Annotated in this window: 16 protein-coding genes; 11 read left to right on the top strand and 5 right to left on the bottom strand. The window is 49.9% G+C overall.

Annotation, left to right across the window (positions count from 1 at the left end):
* From J7E85_RS14525 to J7E85_RS14510, 4 genes are all read left to right on the top strand, one after another.
* Positions 1-371 (top strand): group II intron maturase-specific domain-containing protein (locus J7E85_RS14525; RefSeq protein WP_285228816.1); only part of this gene is annotated, 371 nt, incomplete at its 5' end.
* Positions 372-602: 231 nt separating this feature from the next.
* Complete coding sequence (locus J7E85_RS14520; RefSeq protein WP_215158862.1) at positions 603-2,660, top strand: HelD family protein; 2,058 nt, start codon at positions 603-605, stop codon at positions 2,658-2,660.
* A gap of 291 nt (positions 2,661-2,951) precedes the next feature.
* Positions 2,952-4,727: an ABC transporter ATP-binding protein gene (locus tag J7E85_RS14515; protein ID WP_215158860.1), complete on the top strand. Its 1,776-nt coding sequence runs from the start codon at positions 2,952-2,954 to the stop codon at positions 4,725-4,727.
* A complete protein-coding gene (locus J7E85_RS14510; protein WP_215158858.1) occupies positions 4,711-6,561 on the top strand; it encodes an ABC transporter ATP-binding protein in 1,851 nt (616 codons plus the stop codon). Before J7E85_RS14515 ends, J7E85_RS14510 begins: the two co-directional genes overlap by 17 nt.
* An 86-nt stretch (positions 6,562-6,647) precedes the next feature.
* Here the strand turns inward: J7E85_RS14510 and J7E85_RS14505 are convergent, their stop codons facing one another.
* Entirely contained in the window at positions 6,648-7,517 is an 870-nt protein-coding gene (locus J7E85_RS14505; protein ID WP_215158856.1) for a LysR family transcriptional regulator, read from the bottom strand.
* Positions 7,518-7,642: 125 nt separating this feature from the next.
* Between J7E85_RS14505 and J7E85_RS14500 the strand changes: the two genes are divergently transcribed.
* Positions 7,643-8,329, top strand: coding sequence for an ankyrin repeat domain-containing protein (locus J7E85_RS14500; RefSeq protein WP_353049500.1), 687 nt, complete (start codon positions 7,643-7,645; stop codon positions 8,327-8,329).
* A gap of 33 nt (positions 8,330-8,362) precedes the next feature.
* Positions 8,363-9,589: an amidohydrolase gene (locus tag J7E85_RS14495; RefSeq protein ID WP_215158854.1), complete on the top strand. Its 1,227-nt coding sequence runs from the start codon at positions 8,363-8,365 to the stop codon at positions 9,587-9,589.
* A gap of 74 nt (positions 9,590-9,663) precedes the next feature.
* On the opposite strand, the gene J7E85_RS14490 is transcribed toward J7E85_RS14495, so the two are convergent.
* The 3 genes from J7E85_RS14490 to J7E85_RS14480 all read right to left on the bottom strand — a co-directional run bounded on the left by J7E85_RS14490 (position 9,664) and on the right by J7E85_RS14480 (position 12,293).
* Positions 9,664-10,551: a DUF2268 domain-containing putative Zn-dependent protease gene (locus J7E85_RS14490; protein ID WP_215158852.1), complete on the bottom strand. Its 888-nt coding sequence runs from the start codon at positions 10,549-10,551 to the stop codon at positions 9,664-9,666.
* 83 nt (positions 10,552-10,634) lie between these two features.
* A complete protein-coding gene (locus J7E85_RS14485) occupies positions 10,635-11,321 on the bottom strand; it encodes a G1 family glutamic endopeptidase (protein WP_215158851.1) in 687 nt (228 codons plus the stop codon).
* Positions 11,322-11,432: 111 nt separating this feature from the next.
* Entirely contained in the window at positions 11,433-12,293 is an 861-nt protein-coding gene (locus J7E85_RS14480; protein WP_215158849.1) for an Hsp33 family molecular chaperone HslO, read from the bottom strand.
* A 121-nt stretch (positions 12,294-12,414) separates the two neighbouring features.
* Here J7E85_RS14480 and J7E85_RS14475 point away from each other — a divergent pair, with 121 nt between their 5' ends.
* On the top strand, positions 12,415-13,194 hold the full coding sequence (locus J7E85_RS14475; RefSeq protein WP_215158847.1) for a MerR family transcriptional regulator: 780 nt from the start codon (positions 12,415-12,417) through the stop codon (positions 13,192-13,194).
* Between the two features lie 3 nt (positions 13,195-13,197).
* On the top strand, positions 13,198-13,371 hold the full coding sequence (locus J7E85_RS14470; RefSeq protein ID WP_215158845.1) for a phospholipase D-like domain-containing protein: 174 nt from the start codon (positions 13,198-13,200) through the stop codon (positions 13,369-13,371).
* A gap of 24 nt (positions 13,372-13,395) precedes the next feature.
* Here J7E85_RS14470 and J7E85_RS14465 read toward each other — a convergent pair whose 3' ends face one another.
* Positions 13,396-13,881 (bottom strand): anthrone oxygenase family protein, encoded by a 486-nt coding sequence (locus tag J7E85_RS14465; RefSeq protein WP_215158843.1) that lies wholly within the window; start codon positions 13,879-13,881, stop codon positions 13,396-13,398.
* Between the two features lie 400 nt (positions 13,882-14,281).
* Here J7E85_RS14465 and J7E85_RS14460 point away from each other — a divergent pair, with 400 nt between their 5' ends.
* The 3 genes from J7E85_RS14460 to J7E85_RS14450 all read left to right on the top strand — a co-directional run bounded on the left by J7E85_RS14460 (position 14,282) and on the right by J7E85_RS14450 (position 17,522).
* Positions 14,282-15,682 (top strand): ABC transporter substrate-binding protein, encoded by a 1,401-nt coding sequence (locus J7E85_RS14460; RefSeq protein WP_215158841.1) that lies wholly within the window; start codon positions 14,282-14,284, stop codon positions 15,680-15,682.
* Between the two features lie 99 nt (positions 15,683-15,781).
* Positions 15,782-16,672: a carbohydrate ABC transporter permease gene (locus J7E85_RS14455; RefSeq protein WP_076324156.1), complete on the top strand. Its 891-nt coding sequence runs from the start codon at positions 15,782-15,784 to the stop codon at positions 16,670-16,672.
* 16 nt (positions 16,673-16,688) lie between these two features.
* Positions 16,689-17,522: a carbohydrate ABC transporter permease gene (locus J7E85_RS14450; protein WP_215158839.1), complete on the top strand. Its 834-nt coding sequence runs from the start codon at positions 16,689-16,691 to the stop codon at positions 17,520-17,522.
* Positions 17,523-17,668 lie beyond the last annotated feature (146 nt).

Below are 17,668 nucleotides of genomic sequence, written 5' to 3'. Positions count from 1 at the left end.
AGAAAGTCCGAGAACTAACGAATCGTAGTCGGTCCATATCGATGGAAGAGCGAATCTCCCGATTGAACCGATACCTGATGGGCTGGATGGGCTATTTCCGGATAGCTTCTGCCAAGAAGCACTGCGAGAGATTCGACCAGTGGATTCGGAGAAGACTCCGAATGTGCTTGTGGAAACAATGGAAACGAGTGCGGACGCGTCTGCGCGAACTACGGGCCCTTGGCGTACCAGACTGGGCAGCTTTCAGGATGGCAAATTCCCGCCGAGGTGCCTGGGAAATGTCTCGGAACACAAATAACGCCCTTCCAACTTCTTATTGGGAAGCGAAAGGGCTGAAAAGTTTACTTTCTCGTTATCTGGAGCTTTGTTAACCTTTTGGAACCGCCGTATGCGGACCCGCATGTACGGTGGTGTGAGAGGACGGGGGTTAGCCGCCCCCTCCTACTCGATTATGTATCGTCATTATGGTTGATGTGAATCGTATAGGTATTTTTGGACCCACGATAAATACACAATACTACAACGGAAAGTATAAGTCTATATTTTTTTCGGGAAACCCCTATACTTAGAGCTATTCTTTAGCATAGAGGGGGAATTTACGAATGCTGAATCCAAGCGAAAGCGCAGAGCGGGAATATCTAGAGTTTGTATTAAAGGAGCTTTACCGAGCATCGGAGGAATTAGAGGGGAAGGTGTCCGATTCGTATAAGGATATCATTGAAGCGAAGAAATATCTGTGGGTGAACATGGCCCAATTGGATGCGGCGGAACGAGCGGCCAACCGGGTTGATATTTCCTTATCAATTGATACGGGAGAGAAGACGGTGGCCAGGCTGCAAAAGATTCGGAAACTACTGGCCTCGCCGTATTTTGGCAGGGTGGATTTCCGAACGAATGAAACGATGGAAGAAGGTGCTTACTATATCGGCATCCATTCTTTCACGGAAGGAGGGAGTCAGGAGCATTTCATCTATGATTGGCGCTCGCCGGTAGCAAGCTTGTTCTATGATTACAATGTCGGTTCTGCGTCATATGAAGCGCCCATGGGCAGGATGCAAGGCGAAATTACCGTCAAAAGGCAGTACAAAATCAAAGACGGCCATATGGAATATATGATTGAGAGCTCCATGAACATCAATGACGACGTTCTGCAGAAGGAGCTCAGCAGCACGTCGGACGAGAAGATGAAGAATATTGTGGCTACCATCCAGCAGGAGCAAAATGCCATCATACGAAACGAAACCGCAAATGAGCTGATCATACAGGGGGCGGCAGGCTCAGGGAAAACCTCAGTGGCTCTGCATAGGGTAGCGTTTCTGTTGTACCGCCATAAGGAGACCTTGACTTCCAGCAACGTGCTCATTATATCCCCCCATAAAGTGTTCTCCGATTATATATCCAACGTTCTGCCAGAGCTTGGCGAAGAGAAAATCATGGAGGTTACGATGGAGGAGCTTGCTGCCAAAGAGCTGGGTGGATTATGTCAGTTTCAGACCTTCTCCGAACAGGTGAACGAAATCGTGAGCACCCATGACGAGCAGGTCATTGAACGGATCCGGTATAAGGCCAGTATGCACTTCGTACACGAGCTGGAGGCTTATATGAAATATGCAGATGAGCAGTTCCTCCTGCCTGCGGATATTCAGCTGAAGGGCGTATGTATTTTGGCTTCGGAGATCAGGGACATTTACCTTGACATCATGACCATGCCGCTCAGGCAGCGCTTGGAGAAGACGGCCTCCATCCTGTCAGGTCGGGTTCGTACAGAGGATGGGGAGAGACTGACTGCGGCAGAAGCCAAAAAGGTCAAAACCGCGATCAAGAAAATGTTCAAATTTCAAAATGCGCTCAGCATGTACAAGGAATTCTTCTCGTATAGGAACATACCGGACATGTTCGTCATGAAAGGAAGGAAAATGATCGAGTATGCTGACGTTTTTCCGCTGCTGTATCTCAAAATGTATTTGGAGGGAAGCACATCATACGATATGGTGAAACATCTGCTCGTCGATGAAATGCAGGATTATACACCGATTCAATATGCCGTGCTCTCCAAATGGTTTTCGTGCAAAAAAACGATTCTTGGGGACAGCAACCAGTCGGTCAACGTATATACGTCCACTTCACTGCATGATATCAAGGGCGTGTTTCCACATGCCGATACGATGGAGTTGTTAAAAAGCTATCGTTCCACGATGGAGATTATGGGACTCGCGAAGCGAATCCATCCGGGCAGCACCATGATTCCCGTGGAACGGCATGGAGAAGAACCGCAGGTGATCCGGTGTCGTGACGCCCGGGAGGAGCTGGAGTTCATTCAAGAGCTTAGCCGTCACTTTTTTGATTCCGGGATGCAGACGATGGGGATCCTATGCAAAACGTCTTCGCAGGCCCGGCAGATGTATGAGTCCATCAGGGAGCTTGAGGGCAGCGTGAATCTGCTCGATTTTAGCAGCGACCGTTTTCAGGATGGAATTACGATCACCTTCGCCCATATGGCAAAGGGCCTGGAATTCGATCAAGTTATCGTTCCTTTTGCGGACGCCGAAAACTATCGTTCCGAGATGGATCGAAGCTTACTCTACATTGCTTGTACCCGGGCTATGCATAAGCTATCGCTGACCTATTCGGGCGAGCCGGCACCTTGGTTGGCCGTGTGAGCTTGAGTCGAAAATCAGGATGGCGTCATCCATGTCATCCATAGGAACACCTTTTAAAAAAAGTCGCGACCGATGTTTGCGGCTTTTTTTCTTTAGATGATTGGAGTGAAATTACATCGATTATTGTTACTCTAGTATGTCTAAATTTGAATAAATCATATGCCGGTTAGGAAGGAGGACCGATTTATTTCTAGAACCTATTAATATGGGAGTATCACAGCAAACGTATGGAAGGAGGAAAACGTAACGGACTAATCAATCCAACAACGGGACAGGAAGTGATATGGGACATTGGACTCTCATCGAATACTTGGAGATTTTTTCAGGAAGACGTGGCCGTTTTATGTATTGTCGGTTTGCTGCCATTTGGTTGCTAACATCATTCACGTGAATTTCCCGAGGGTGCTGGGCAATTTCACGGATGAACTGAAGGATGGTTTATTGTCTGTCGATGGCATCGTGCGTTACAGCTGGACGCTGCTGGGAATCGGCGTCGGCTTTGCCGTCATCGGCGGCATCGGTCAGTTTCTGGTGATGTACACGGGACGGTATTTCGAATTTATGAACCGGCGCCGATTGTTTGTCCACTTTACGGAACTCAGTGAGCGATTTTATTCCAAGAATGGCGTTGGCAAGCTGCTAAGTTATTTCATGAATGACGTGACGACAGTAAGGGAAGCCATCTCGATGGGGATCAATCAGACAGCAAACTCCTCCATCCTTCTGGTCTCCACGATCGTCATGCTGCTAATAACGAACGTACCGCTGTATCTGGTGGCTGCGAGCATCGCCCCTTTGCTGCTGATTCCGGTTATTGTTGTTTGGCTCGGACCGATTATCAGGAGAAGATCGCTGCAGGTACAGGAAGCACTGGGTTTGATGACAGAATCCGCAGAGGAGCAGTTTGGAGGGATCCGTGTCACCAAGAAGTTCGCGGTGGAAGACACGATGAAGCGGCGCTTTGGGACGACGGTGGACCGCATCCGGGACAAGCAGCTGCGGCTGGTTCGCGTGTCATCGCTCTTTCAATCGATCATTCCGTTTCTGGGTGCCACCTCACTCATTATCGCCCTCTTATTCGGCGGTTACCTAACGATTCTGGGCAGCATTACGGTCGGAAACTTTGTCGCATTGACGCTTTACATTCGCATGCTGATGAATCCGCTGCAGCAGATTGGCAATGTCATTAATGTCGTTCAGCGCGCGAGAGCTTCGCTTGACCGATTGAACGACCTGCTTGGCAAGCAGGCCGACATTAAGGAACTGCCTGGTGCCAAGGAGCTGAATCAGGAGATTCCAGGCATCGAAGTGCGTGATTTATCCTTTTCCTATGATGATGTGAATGGTCAAGAGGAGGGGGCTAGACAGGTTCTGCGCGGCATTCAATTGGATGTTCCGCCTGGATCGACGCTGGGCATCATTGGCCGAACGGGAAGCGGCAAGACTACGTTGATGAAGCTGCTGCTGCGCACCTACGATCCGCCTCCAGGGAAAGTGCTGATCGGGGGCGTGGATATTCGGAAGCTTACATTAAAAAGCCTGCGCGAAGGGATCGCCTATGTTCCCCAGGATGGCTTCCTGTTCAGCTCGACCATCCGCGAGAATATTGCCTTCTATAAACGGGACACAGAGCCGGCTGTCGTTGAGGAAGCAGCGCGAAAAGCACGCGTGTATGACAACATCGCGGAGTTTCCGGATAAGTTCGAAACCCGCCTCGGGGAGCGCGGCATTACGCTTTCCGGAGGACAACGCCAGCGGACAAGCCTTGCACGGGGAATGATCAAGGATGCACCTATCCTCATTCTGGATGATAGCGTAAGCGCCGTCGACGCGGTGACGGAGACGGAAATCATGGAGACGATCCGGGATATCCGCGCTGGGAAGACTACGATCATTATTGCTCACCGGATCAGTGCACTGAAACATGCTGATGAGATCATCGTCCTGGATCAGGGAGAGATGGTTCAGCGGGGTACGCATGAAGAACTGCTGTCGAAGGACGGACTGTACCGGACGCTGCATGACATTCAGGAAGAGGGGATGAAGCATCATGGCACAGGCCATTAACAATTGGCAGCTGGACCAGAAGGCGGATCTGAATGCCCCTCAGTCCAAGCCCAAATATATATCCACATTTCGTGCTTTATCGGGTTATATGAAGGAATACCGGCTGATCTTTGCCGGGTTTATCGGCTGCACCTTGATTGCCATATCGGCGGAGCTGCTGCAGCCGTACCTGATGAAAATCGCAATCGATGATAATCTGATGGTCGGCAAGAACGATTTTCGGAGCCTGATGGTTATTTGCGGTATTTATTTTTTGCTATCGCTGCTAAGTATGGTGTTCACCTATTTGCAAAATAATTTGCTGCAAAAGGCAGGGCAGAGCATTGTAGCGAGCATTCGGAAACGGCTGTTTGCCCATATATCCAAACTGTCGATGTCTTATTTCGATAAAGTGCCGAGCGGCAGCTTGATTACACATGTGTCCAGTGATACCGAAGCGATCAATCAGTTTTTTAACCAGGTTCTGCTCAGCCTGTTCCGCGACGGCTTCACCTTGATCTTCATTCTCGTCTTGATGTTCCAACTCGATGTCACGCTGACCTTATACTGCTTGATCCTGCTGCCGATCATTGCGGGGATCGCCATTGCGTTTCGGCGTTATATGCGCCACACCTATCAGATGGCCAGAACGCGGTTATCCCGGCTGGTGGCCTTTGTGGCGGAGAATCTATCGGGGATGAATCTGACCCAAGTGTTCCATCAGCAGAAGGAGCAGGAGAAGCAGTTCGAGGTACGGAACGGCTCTTACTTCAAAGCGAACATTCGGGAGATCCGGACGAATGTGCTGTTTAACCGCTCCTACGAAATATTGAACAATTTGGCCATTGCGTTCGTGACTTGGCTCGGCGGACAAGCCGTCCTGGGGACAACGCTGGAGTTCGGTGTGCTGTATGCCTTTATAACTTATATCCGTTTATTCTTCCAGCCGATCAACACGATCACCCAGCAGTGGAATACGCTGCAGTCGGCAACGGTGGCGATTAACCGGATATGGGGTCTCCTGGCGATTCAGCCTGAGGTTACCGATCAACGCAAGCCGGTGACCATTGAGAAAGCAAAAGTTGAGGGGCGCGTTGACTTTGACCGGATCACGTTCGGTTACGAAGGCGGGGCACCGGTCATTCAGGACCTGGATCTTCATATCAACCCCGGAGAGATGATCGGGATCGTCGGAACTACCGGAGCGGGAAAAAGCTCGCTCATCAGTCTCCTATGCCGTTTCTATGATGTGAACGAAGGAAGCATTCGGATTGATGGAATCGACATTAGGGAGCTGGCACAGTCCGATCTGCACCGGATGGTAGGCCTTGTTCAGCAGGAGCCGTATCTCTACTCCGGGACGGTGCTGGACAATGTACGGCTGTTCGATGAGACCATCTCGAGGGAACGGGTGATCGAGGCTTGCCGCTTTATCGGTGCGGATTCGATCATCATGAGGATGAAGGAAGGCTATGACACCCGGTTGTCGGAGCGGGGGAGCGGCCTGTCCGCCGGCGAGCGGCAGCTGATCTCCTTCGCTCGGATCATCGTCTTCCAGCCCAAGATTCTCATTCTTGATGAAGCGACCGCCAATCTGGACTCGCACACGGAGCAGCTGATCCAGAACGCGCTGCAGCTCGTGGCCGAAGGGCGAACGACCCTAGTCATTGCCCATCGCCTATCAACCATTATGGGCGCAGACCGGATTTTGGTCATGAGCAAAGGCCGGATCGTGGAGCAAGGCACGCATCAGGAACTGCTGGACTCCCATGGGTATTATGAAGAGCTGTATCTTCACTCCCAAGGACAGAAGCAGGAGCAGGAGGCTGCCGGTTCATTGTATCGGACAAGATAACAGCTATAAATTCTTCCCAGAGGACAGAGCTTTCATTAGCTCTGACTTCTTTTTTATGAGGGGCCGATTATGGAAGCAGTAAGTAGTTATAGGGCACTTGTCAACAAGTCAATGAAGTTCAGAGCCGTTCTGGAGACGTGATGATCTCTCAGCCAGATCAAGGCTGTGGAAGCCGCAGCCGGGGTGTCCTTAATTTTGTAAGCATGAACAGAAGCAGGCAAGTGCTGCTTGACCAGCGTTTCGGGAACGATCGCCACGCCAAAACCCGAAGCGACCAAACGCAGCAGCAGCGAAATGTCGGAGCATTCGGCTGCGATGTTCGGCTGGAGTTTCTGTTCCGAGAATGCCATCTGGATCGTATAATACACGCCCAACCCTTCCGTGCTTGGCAGAATGAGCGGATACTGCGCAATATGAGGGAGGGTTATCTCTTGTTCGATGGATGGCTCAGAGGTGAGCATATAAAAAGGCTCCGTCTGCAGATGAAGGATCGAGAAATCATCCAATTCGAGCGGCAGGCGGACGATCGCTAATTCGAGCGACCGGTTTCTCACGAGCTCACAGAGCTGATACGACTCGTTCTGCTGAATTTTATATGAAACTTGAGGATATCTTGCTTTGAACTCCTGCAGCCATGACGGCAGTTCTACCGAAGATAATGTATTGATGCCAAGACTCAGTGCTCCCTTATCACCGTTCCCGACCTCTTTAACCTCGGCTTTGGCCTCTTCCATGAGTTGGGTCATCTGGAGCGCATATTTATACAGCGTTTTACCTGATTCGGTGATTTCGAGCCGCTTGCCTCTACGATATACCAAGACGGACCCGAGCTCTTCCTCCATCGCTTTCAGCTGCTGACTGAGAGGCGGCTGGGAAATATGAAGCCGGTTGGCGGCAAGCGAGATCGTACCTTCTTCCACGATGGCAATAAAATACCGGAGCTGTCTGATGTCCATAGGTTGAAACAATCCTCCTTGTATATGAAAAACCTTAGTGAATTCAATTTTTTAAGTATTTTTCATATGGTTCTGTCTCATGTTAGCATACCAATATACACGATAGAAAGAGGAGGGAGCATCGAGTGCTGCGTTTATCAGCGATTCTATTGATCCTTTTCCTGTCGGCCTGTCAACCTAATCTGGAGAAAGAAGAGGTGCAGAATATGGATCGTGAACTCATTGAATTTGCCGAGCAAGGCAATCCGGAGCAAGTACGCCAGCTTCTTCAATCCGGCGCAAACATCAATGCGACGGATGAGCAGGGAAGAACAGCGGTAATGGCTGCAACCTACCACAATCATGTCGGAACGGTAGAGGCTTTGATCCAGGCTGGCGCTGATATCAATATTCGGGATCATCAACTGAATAATGTATTTTTGTATGCCGGTGCAGAAGGAATGATGGACATTTTGCGGTTGGCGATCGAAGCCGAGGCGGATGTGACGTTGACCAACCGTTATGGCGGGACGGCTCTCATACCGGCCTCCGACCGCGGACATGTGGAGATTGTTCAAGAGCTGCTGACCCGGACCGACATCGATGTGAACCATATTAATAACTTGAACTGGACCGCGCTGCTCGAGGCTGTCATTCTCGGTGACGGCAGTGAGAATTATCAGCGCATCGTGAAGCTGCTGCTGGAGCATGGGGCGGACCCTCGGACTCCCGACTTGAATGGCGTAACTCCCCTGCAGCATGCCCGGGAGCGGGGATACCAAGAGATCGAACATATCTTATTGGACACTGTAAACGAAGAGCGAGGCAAATAGAAGGCAGGTATAAACGAGAAGGGGATGAACACTATGATCGAACAGAGTAATGCATATTGGCTGCTGCATGTCCGTCTGGAGACGGGTTACCGCTACGAGGATGACGTCGTGATCGGAACCGAAACGGGACTTTTTCATGTGAAAATAGAGAATGGGGCTTTCTCCGAGATCCGCCCTGCGGATGCTTTGCCTGATACGTTCTTGCCGACACGGGACATGAACGGGGATCTGATGCTCCCATCATTTAGGGATATGCATATCCACCTGGACAAAACCTATTATGGAGGCCCATGGAAGGCAACGAGACGTCCGTCTCACGGGATCTTCAGCCGAATCGAGGAGGAAGAGAGGCTGCTTCCGGAGCTTCTTCCTACTGCCAAGAAAAGAGCAGAGGGACTGCTTGATCTGTTGCTGCGCTACGGGTCTACCCATATTCGTTCCCATTGCAATGTGGATCCTGTTGTCGGCTTGAGAAATTTGGAGGCCACCTTGCAGGCGGTTGAAGGATACAGGGAAAAAGCTTTTGTTGAGATTGTAGCATTTCCTCAGCACGGCTTGCTTCGCAGCCAGTCCGTATCCCTGGTCAGGGATGCGCTCCGGAACGGAGCAGCGTTGGTTGGGGGCTTGGATCCCACAACAGTGGATGAGAACATGGAGAAATCACTGAACACCGTGATGGAGCTGGCTGTTGAAGCCAACGCTGGCATTGACCTGCACCTGCATGAGTCGTCACAAGTTGGGCTGAACACCTTTAAGCGCGTGGCTGACCTTACGGAAGAGGCGGGTTGGAATGGGAGAGTCACGCTCAGCCATGCGCTGGCTTTCGCGGACGTCTCACCAAGCGAAGTGGATGAAGTGGCGATTCGGTTGGCGGATCTGGGTATTTCGGTCACCTCTTCCGTACCGCTTGGCCGAACCATTCCGATTCCGCAGCTGCACCGCCGCGGTGTAGACATCTCGCTTGGGCAAGACAGCATAATGGACCATTGGTCCCCGTTTGGCAAAGGGGATAATCTGGACAAAGCGGGCACGCTGGCCGAACGCTTCCATATGTCCGATGAGCGTTCGCTCGGACAGGCTCTCGGGTTTATTACGGGAGGCGTGACGCCGTTAGACCAGGACGGTCGCTATGCTTGGCCTAATGTCGGAGATGCGGCGGACGCGGTGATCGTAGAAGCCAGCTGCTCCGCAGAAGCCGTTGCCAGGAGGTCACGGCGCCGGGCCGTGCTGTTCAAGGGAAAACCAGTTTACGAATCATGATAAAGAAACAGCCGCTGCATGCCGGACTTTTCCGGTGTGCAGCGGCTGTTGTTGGTTAATGGGTTACGGAGTTGTTATTCCCTGAAGTAGGGAGACTCCGCTATGATTTCCTTCCAGGGAATATAAGTAGCCTCCACCACGGATTTACCGCTCTGCCTCAAATATTCGGTTACGATCCGATAGCCGATGGCGTAACCCGCATAAGGCGGAATGCCCATCTTCGTGAACCCGTAAAAGTCCCCTTCCAGATCCCCGAACATGTAACCTCGTATCTCATTGAACCCGGTTATGAGCAGCGCTTTCTGGTAGCGCGGCAGGAGCTCGCTGTGCTGGTCCTCGTCCAGAGAATGAACCCAGGGTCCCAAGTGATCCTCCCCGTACATCTCGGCGGCAAAAGCTTCGGCGAGTCCTTCCAGCACAAGGTATTGAGCGACCGTTGTCTCTGCGCTCCATGGCTCGTAAGAGAGCCGGACGTTATGATGGAATTCATGTGCCGTAATGGCTGCGAGCCTTGGCAGATTATAATCGTTCGGCCACACAACAACCATGATTTGCCCCGGCGTTCCCCCTGAACCTGTATATCCGGGATGCGGGCCGAACCGCTCATGATCACCGAGCGCTAGGGTGAAGAGCAATTCCCCCAGCTCAATGCCGTGAGCTTGCGGTTTCAATGCAGTATAAGCCTTCATCACGGCTTCCTTGCACCGGCTCCAGGAGCCGGCTTGTTCAAGTCGGGACAAAGCCTGGAGCGCCTCTTCAGGATGAGCGGCCAAGCGGTATAATCCCAGCAGCTGCGTCATATCGTAATCGTCCTGCCCTTGAGGCATACGCTTACGTATCGTGTCCATAAACGGCTGAAGCGGCTGATTCACAAGCTGCTCATATGCGGAGCTCCGCAGCTCAGGCGCAGATTTCAAAGCTTGTTGTTGATGGGTTAGTGTATCGATAGCGATCAATTGCATGTTGATTTCCTCCTCTAACCGGAGCATGGCTGCTCCGTATTATCATGAGGATAATCCTTTACGCTGCGTGAAGGTCAAGCCCCTTATTGACGAACGCTTTTGACAATGAAGCCGTCTCCTGCCTTGTTCGGATTAGAAGGAATGGAGGTGACGCTTAGATTCTGAAGCATAATGCCACCATCATCCGCCGTGAGTTTGGGGCTTTTCCCATTGACGCGGCAGCAGGAGAAGGCGACAGGGGATAATCGTGCCATTGTTGCAAGCGCCCCATTGACCTGCGGCGCTTCGACGATCCATTCCGCCGAGGTCTGAGGACCATTGTACCGTTTTAGTGTTCGAAAGATCCAATTTCGTGATACGTTTCGAAGGCAGATTAACCAGTTAGAACCGCTGCGCTTGCTGATGCTGGCATGCATCCGATCCCCCGGCTGAATTGGCAGCGGAATGATCGTAACCGAGGCGGGGAGAATCTCCCACCATGCATAATAGTAAGCCTTATCGTCTATGAATTCATGACCCGTTCCGGTCTGTATCAGATTGCTGTTGCCGAAGCCGTCTATTCCGATCCATGCGGACGAATAGGTCGCTGCACGGCTTGGACGAACATACGGCACATTCCATTTGGCGGAGATCTGTCTGTAAGCACCCTTTTTTCCTTTGAGGCTGTATCCGCTCCAATTGCTTGAAATCCATCCGATGTTACGACGGGGCTTGGCTGAAGTGTCAAGTTGGCAAATGTGATTCCACTTATCTATCGTGAGAATCCCCATATCTCCACCGCCTTTACTAGATTGATAGTATATCTAATGAAGAATCGGTAGAGATGGTATGGGTTTTCTGTTAGAAAGTTTGTTTAGATCTTGGTGTACCCATGAAGAGAGCTAGAGGAGTCCGGCAATTTCATGGGGCTCGAAATCGTATTTGCTGCCGCAAATATGGCAGACAAGTTCAATCGGTTCTGCTTTCATAACAGCGTACTTCAAATCTTTCTTTTCTAGTGAATGAAGTATGGGGTATAACACTTCTTTTGAACAGCCACAGAAATGTTGAATCGGGATGCTCCCGACAATCTCTATATCTTTGAAAATCTTGCCGGGTATCTTCATGAGATCGTTGGATTTATCCGCCAAAATGTACTGATGCATTCTGAGCTCCTTTTTTATCTGCTGAATCCGATGCGGGGGGCAGCCGGGAAGAAGTTGAACCATGATACCTCTACTTAAAACAATTTCATCGTTCTCATTAAATTGGATATAACTGTAGAAATCGGTGGATGTTTGTTCGCTTTGTTGATAGTAATGTGACAAGTCATCTATGATGTTACGATAAGGCATATCCGTAATTCCGGTGAACAAGCTGTTCATGCCTAAATCCTTCGTTATATGAATGCTGCCCTTATCACCGACTATTTGTTTAAGATGTATATGATTCAGCTGATCCGGGGTTATGTGTACCAGTTCATCACTGAGGTATCCCCGCACATTCCCCATGCTGTCTACATCAGCAAAAATTTTATGACGCGCATTACTAAACTTGATTTTTAAGCTTAATCTTTGATTGTCTTTTAATGTTCCTATAATCAGACAAGCGGAGGTTATGGTTTGTCCCCATGCTGTTTTGAGCAGTTTGTGCATCGACGGGGGATGGCACATATCGTTAAGAAGTTCTGTATTCTCTACAAACAAAATGCGCACTTGATGATTGTAAGCTAAAGTTTGTAGTACGAAGTTTCCATTCTGCATTGTATCCTATAGTCCTTTCTGATGGTATTTACTGTTGAAAAGTAGTTGGATCGTATTATTTGCAGTATAATTCCTGACGTAGCGTCAGGTGCAAGAGGGAACAAAGCTTCTTACATTATGATTGAGTCGAATCGTTCAACTATTCTTGGGAGGGGATCGTATCCGTAAGCGAAATTGGAAAGTCGGTGAACTTGCGAAGCGCACAGGGATAACCGTTCGAACGCTGCACCATTATGATCAAATCGGGCTATTTTCCCCCTCGGAAAATACGGAAGCGGGTCACCGTCTCTATACCGAAGCCGACGTAGCTAAACTGCATCAAATCATGACCTTGAAGCAGTTAGGATTCTCATTGGAGGATATCAAATTAACCATGAATGAATCGGGACATTCTCTTAGAGAGATGATGGATATTCAGCTCGCTCAATTGAACGATCAAATCGAATTTTTGACGGAGCTGCGTAGTCGAATCGAGGGAATCGATAAGTTGTTCCTATCAGGAGAACACGTGTCTAGTGAGCGTTTAATGATGGCGATTCTGTTGATGAGGATGACGGAAAGTCGGCATTTTAAAGCACCGCAATCCGAAGAGATGAAGAAATGGTTCAGCCTGGTGAAAGAAAACGAACTGGAGGAATTGCAGGCTGAAGGGGCTCGGCTTCTTTCCGAATTTCGAAGGTTATATGAGAAGGGCATGGCACCACATGAGGACGAGGTGAGGATATTGGCGAAGATTTGGAGTGAAAAGATGTCGTCATGGGTTCATATAAATGAAGAGTTTATTCATTCAGCAGAGCAGTACTATGCGGAGTATCCGGATGATGCATTATCCTATGGGATGGACAGAGAATTGTACAATTTTATCAAACAAGCGGTGGACGTTATAACCACAGATGCATGAATTTTGCTTGACGGAACGAAGGTGGAAGTGGGTTCATTCAATTACCTCCAATCGTCCGTGGAAGAGAACGACGATGTCTCGGTTATCATCGAGGATCAAGCGACAGGCGCAAGTTTTGAATCGGCATTTAATAACATGTGGAACGATGGGGAGGCATTCAAGGATTATGGATTATAGCCGCCCCATTCCCGTGATCCCGTCTTAAGGGAGATGCCGTAAGGCAAAAACAAACAGGATCATCGCCCCTAAAGAAGTGATGGTTCGTACATGATTCCAGGGCACCCAGCGTCTCAGGTAGTTAATCCATACCTCGCCTCCGGCACCGCTACCTGGGTCAACCGCGGCCAGTGCGTCGTTTAGCGGGACGTTGAACGCCATCGTTACGATGAATCCCGCTAAAAAAAGCAGGCTGGCGGCAAGCAAGTACAACGAGCCGGGTTCCCCCCAGCGCATGATGGATAATACCGCAAGCACGATACTGGTTAATGCAGTACCTGTAAACAATGTGCCGAACAAAGGATTGAGAATGGTTGCATTGATGGACTGCATGGCATGAATCCCCTGTTCATTGGGAATCCGGGCCAGCGCTGTCATTATAAAAGACGAGAAAGCGAAGAACAGCCCGGCTATGAGTCCCGATCCTGTTACCGAGAATAAAGCCAACAAAAAAATCAAGCGGTCACTCATGGATGGTATACCTCCAATGTCATAGGTTATTACTGGTATGGTTCCAGTATACTCATTTAATTGTTTGTACATGCAAATATAATTGGATTTCCAGCAAAAGTAAAGACCTAAATAGGCAGGAACTTCATATCAATCAATAGACTCGGATTTATCTATTAATATTTTCTATTTCTGGTAATTAGTTGATTGCATATCCCGTTATGAAAATAAAGAATACAATGAGAAAATGCAGAAGGAATGGCCGTTGCAGGTCGCTTGCATATAGAGCGGCCTTTTTGTCACGAAAAAAAGTTCAGAATATCCCCACTATTTTCAAAATAGAGTTATATATACGCTCTCGTAAGCGTATACAAAATTTGGATAATATATCAAATTGCTGCAGCCAAAAGGAGGGATTCGTATGAAGTCAGGCAAGAGGGGTTTTTGGCTAGTAACGACGGCTTTATTAAGCGTTTCTTTGTTATTCGGTTGTACCGGAGGTAAGGGAACCCCAGCCGATACCGGTGAACCAGAGCCGGGAAAGGATGGAGAGACAGCCAAGAAAATCATTATCGTGACGTTTCGGGATGACGGAATCGGCGAGAACGGAGCGTTCTATAAATGGCTCAAGGAAGTTTCGGCTAGCTACCCCGACAAAAGCGTAGAGATTAAGCCGACACCGATTCAGGCATCGGAAGGCGATTATTTTGCCAAGGTGGCCTTGGCGCTCAAGTCCAAAGATACGGCGCCGGATATCGTGACAGAGGATACCTTTATCCTGAACTCTGATGCAAGCGCAGGTTATCTGGAACCGCTTGACGATAAATTGGCGGCATGGGAAGACTGGGGCAACGGTTCCTTCATTGAAGCGATGAAGAAGGGGGTCACCGCCAGCGATGGCAAGGTGTACGGCGTACCGTACAATACGGATTCCAGGGGCCTCTGGTACAACAAGGACATTTTCAAACAAGCGGGTCTTCCGGAGGATTGGCAGCCTAAGAACTGGGAGGAGGTCTTAAGCGCTGCGCGAACCATCAAGGAGAAGGCACCTGACGTTGTGCCAATCTGGATGAACATGGGCAAGGCTACAGGCGAAGCAACCTCCATGCAAACCTATGAAATGCTGCTCTACGGAACAGGCGAAAGACTGTATGACGATGCCGGAGGCAAATGGATTACGAAAAGCCAGGGCATTCTCGATGCGCTGACCTTTGTGGAGACGGTCAATAAGGAGAAACTCGGACCGCCGCTCTCCAAAGTATTGAATGGTCAGGCAGGCAACACGGCTTCCCGCGAATACCTGCCGCAGGGCAAGCTGGCGATTTCGCTGGATGGATCCTGGATCACGGGCAACTATATGGAATCAGGCGCGGCGCCATGGCCTGAATACCAAGATGTGCTCGGCTTCGCGCCGATGCCGACCAGCCAAGGGCAGGACCCTGGGTCGATCACATTGGCCGGAGGGTGGGCGCTGTCGATTCCAAGCAACTCCAAGAACAAAGACGAGGCTTGGGAATTTATCAAATATGCGCTAAACAAGGATAATACGCAGAAGCTTGTCATGTCCTCAGGGAATATCACGGTACGTGCCGATGTGGCCAAGGATCCGGAATATACAAAAATGCCGTTTAACGAAATCGCGACCGAATACCTGGAGAATGCAGAGTTCAGACCGGCGCAGGAGAAGTATCCGGAAGTGTCGACACAGATTCAGACGATGGTGGAGTCTGTGGCAACAGGAACATCGCCTGCGGATGCCATGAATAAATATGCGCAGGACGTCACCCGTATTGTCGGAGCGGATCATATCCTAGAGAAATAATCGGCTATACGCACAAAATCAGCTTGCTCAAGCGCTCCATTCATCGCGGAGGCTTGGGCAAGCGGTTTTTCAGATCATTTGCATGGAAGGAGAAGACACATGAGCAGTCTGTCCGTAGACGTTTACCCGAAACGAAGAAAAACGTATACCTGGCTCTTTTTTTTGCTTCCTTCAATCGCGATTATGCTCGTGTTTTTTATATATCCGATTCTGTTAACATTCTTCTATTCCTTCACCAACCTGGCGTTAACCGGCGAAGCGGCGAGGGAGCTTAAGTTTATCGGCCTTGACAACTATGCCCGGATGTTCCAGGACCCCACGGTTCGAATCAGTATATGGAACACGCTGGTTTTTCTCATCGGCTCGGCGGTTATCGGGCAGCAGGTGCTGGGATTTCTGATCGCCCTGCTGATGAAGCAGAGGAACAAGACTTTTCGGCGAGTGATTGGAACGATTGTGCTTGCGGGCTGGGTGACGCCCGAGATTGTATGCGCTCTTTGCTTGTACAGCTTCTTCGGGGATGAGGGCACGCTGAATGCGATTATCACTTTTTTTGGATTTTCGGAAGTGACCTGGCTGTTTACCGTCCCGATGCTGACGATCATTCTTGCGAACATTTGGCACGGTACGGCCTTCTCGATGCTGGTATTTCAAGCTGCGCTGGATGATGTGCCTAACGAAATTGAGGAAGCGGCGGTGGTGGATGGAGCCTCCAAGTGGAAAATCTTCACGCGCATCATTATCCCGTACATTAAAAGCACCATTACAACCAACATGATGCTGGTTACGCTGCAGACGCTTGGGGTGTTCGGACTCATCTATGCGATGACCGGGGGCGGTCCGGGTAATTCCACGACGACCCTGCCGATCTTCATGTACAATCAGGCGTTTGTGAACTATCAATTAGGCTATGGAACCGCCATTTCGCTGCTGCTGCTGTTGATCGGGATTGTGTTAAGCCTGCTGTATATCAGGTCGATGAAAGAGTAACCAGAGGTGAGATCATATGAATGCCAAACAACGTAAATTAATCTATCGAATTCTTCCGTACGCGATCCTTATGGGGATCGGCATTTGCTTTGTGCTGCCACTGCTCTGGGTGCTTGTGGCTTCCGTCGATCCGAATGCGATGCAATCGCTGAAGATGCCCAGCAAGGTTACCGGGGCAAACTATGTTGAGGTGATTACCAGCAGCGAGAACCAGCGCGCTTATCTGATTGGTCTGGTGATGTCGCTTGGCCAAGCCGTAATGGTTGTCCTTCTGGCGCTGCTTGCAGCGTACCCGCTATCCCGTTATCAGATGAAATATAAGAAACCCTTTATGCTGACCATTCTGTTTATGACATCACTCCCGATTACGGCTGTTATGGTGCCTGTGTACCAGCTGTTCCTGGGGCTGAAGCTGTATGACAATATTTTGGGTGTCATCTTGTTCTATGTCGCGTCGTCCATGCCGTACGGGATATGGATGATGAAGAATTTCATGGATTCCGTGCCGAGCGATCTGGAGGAAGCCGCCTGGGTGGACGGCGCATCGGTGTTTACGGGAATGCGCAAGGTGGTGGCACCGCTGATGGTTCCGGGTATTTGTACGGTGGCTATTTTTACCTTCTCGGGCAGCTGGGGCAATTTCTTCGTTCCGTATATCCTGCTGCAGTCGCCTGAGAAGTTCCCGGCTTCTTTGAAGCTCTATCAGTTCTTTGGGCAGTATGGCATGGTTGACTACGGCAGCTTGGCCGCCTTCTCGGTGCTGTACGCCATCCCGGCAATTATCATGTACATTCTCTCCCAGCAGTTCATGTCCAAGGGCTTCGGGCTGCAGGGCGGAACGAAGGGATAGGGGGAGCTAACGAATCAGCTGTTGAGTAAATCTTAACAGCTTTTTTTCGCTGGGAATATTTGTTATGCTTTAGTTATGTATTTCACATGATGACGCTTACAGCATAGATGCAATGATACCTTTCGCAAGCTGAATGGAGGAGAACA

This window comes from Paenibacillus sp. ISL-20, from assembly GCF_018613005.1.
Classification (GTDB): Bacteria; Bacillota; Bacilli; order Paenibacillales; family Paenibacillaceae; genus Paenibacillus_AQ.
This window is presented reverse-complemented; position numbering and strand designations above follow the sequence as displayed.

Coding starts and splice junctions, on each gene's coding strand:
- J7E85_RS14520 (WP_215158862.1), top strand. CDS start 603: ATGCTGAATCCAAGCGAAAGCGCAGAGCGGGAATATCTAGAGTTTGTA.
- J7E85_RS14510 (WP_215158858.1), top strand. CDS start 4,711: ATGGCACAGGCCATTAACAATTGGCAGCTGGACCAGAAGGCGGATCTG.
- J7E85_RS14505 (WP_215158856.1), bottom strand. CDS start 7,517: ATGGACATCAGACAGCTCCGGTATTTTATTGCCATCGTGGAAGAAGGT.
- J7E85_RS14495 (WP_215158854.1), top strand. CDS start 8,363: ATGATCGAACAGAGTAATGCATATTGGCTGCTGCATGTCCGTCTGGAG.
- J7E85_RS14490 (WP_215158852.1), bottom strand. CDS start 10,551: ATGCAATTGATCGCTATCGATACACTAACCCATCAACAACAAGCTTTG.
- J7E85_RS14485 (WP_215158851.1), bottom strand. CDS start 11,321: ATGGGGATTCTCACGATAGATAAGTGGAATCACATTTGCCAACTTGAC.
- J7E85_RS14480 (WP_215158849.1), bottom strand. CDS start 12,293: ATGCAGAATGGAAACTTCGTACTACAAACTTTAGCTTACAATCATCAA.
- J7E85_RS14465 (WP_215158843.1), bottom strand. CDS start 13,881: ATGAGTGACCGCTTGATTTTTTTGTTGGCTTTATTCTCGGTAACAGGA.
- J7E85_RS14460 (WP_215158841.1), top strand. CDS start 14,282: ATGAAGTCAGGCAAGAGGGGTTTTTGGCTAGTAACGACGGCTTTATTA.
- J7E85_RS14455 (WP_076324156.1), top strand. CDS start 15,782: ATGAGCAGTCTGTCCGTAGACGTTTACCCGAAACGAAGAAAAACGTAT.
- J7E85_RS14450 (WP_215158839.1), top strand. CDS start 16,689: ATGAATGCCAAACAACGTAAATTAATCTATCGAATTCTTCCGTACGCG.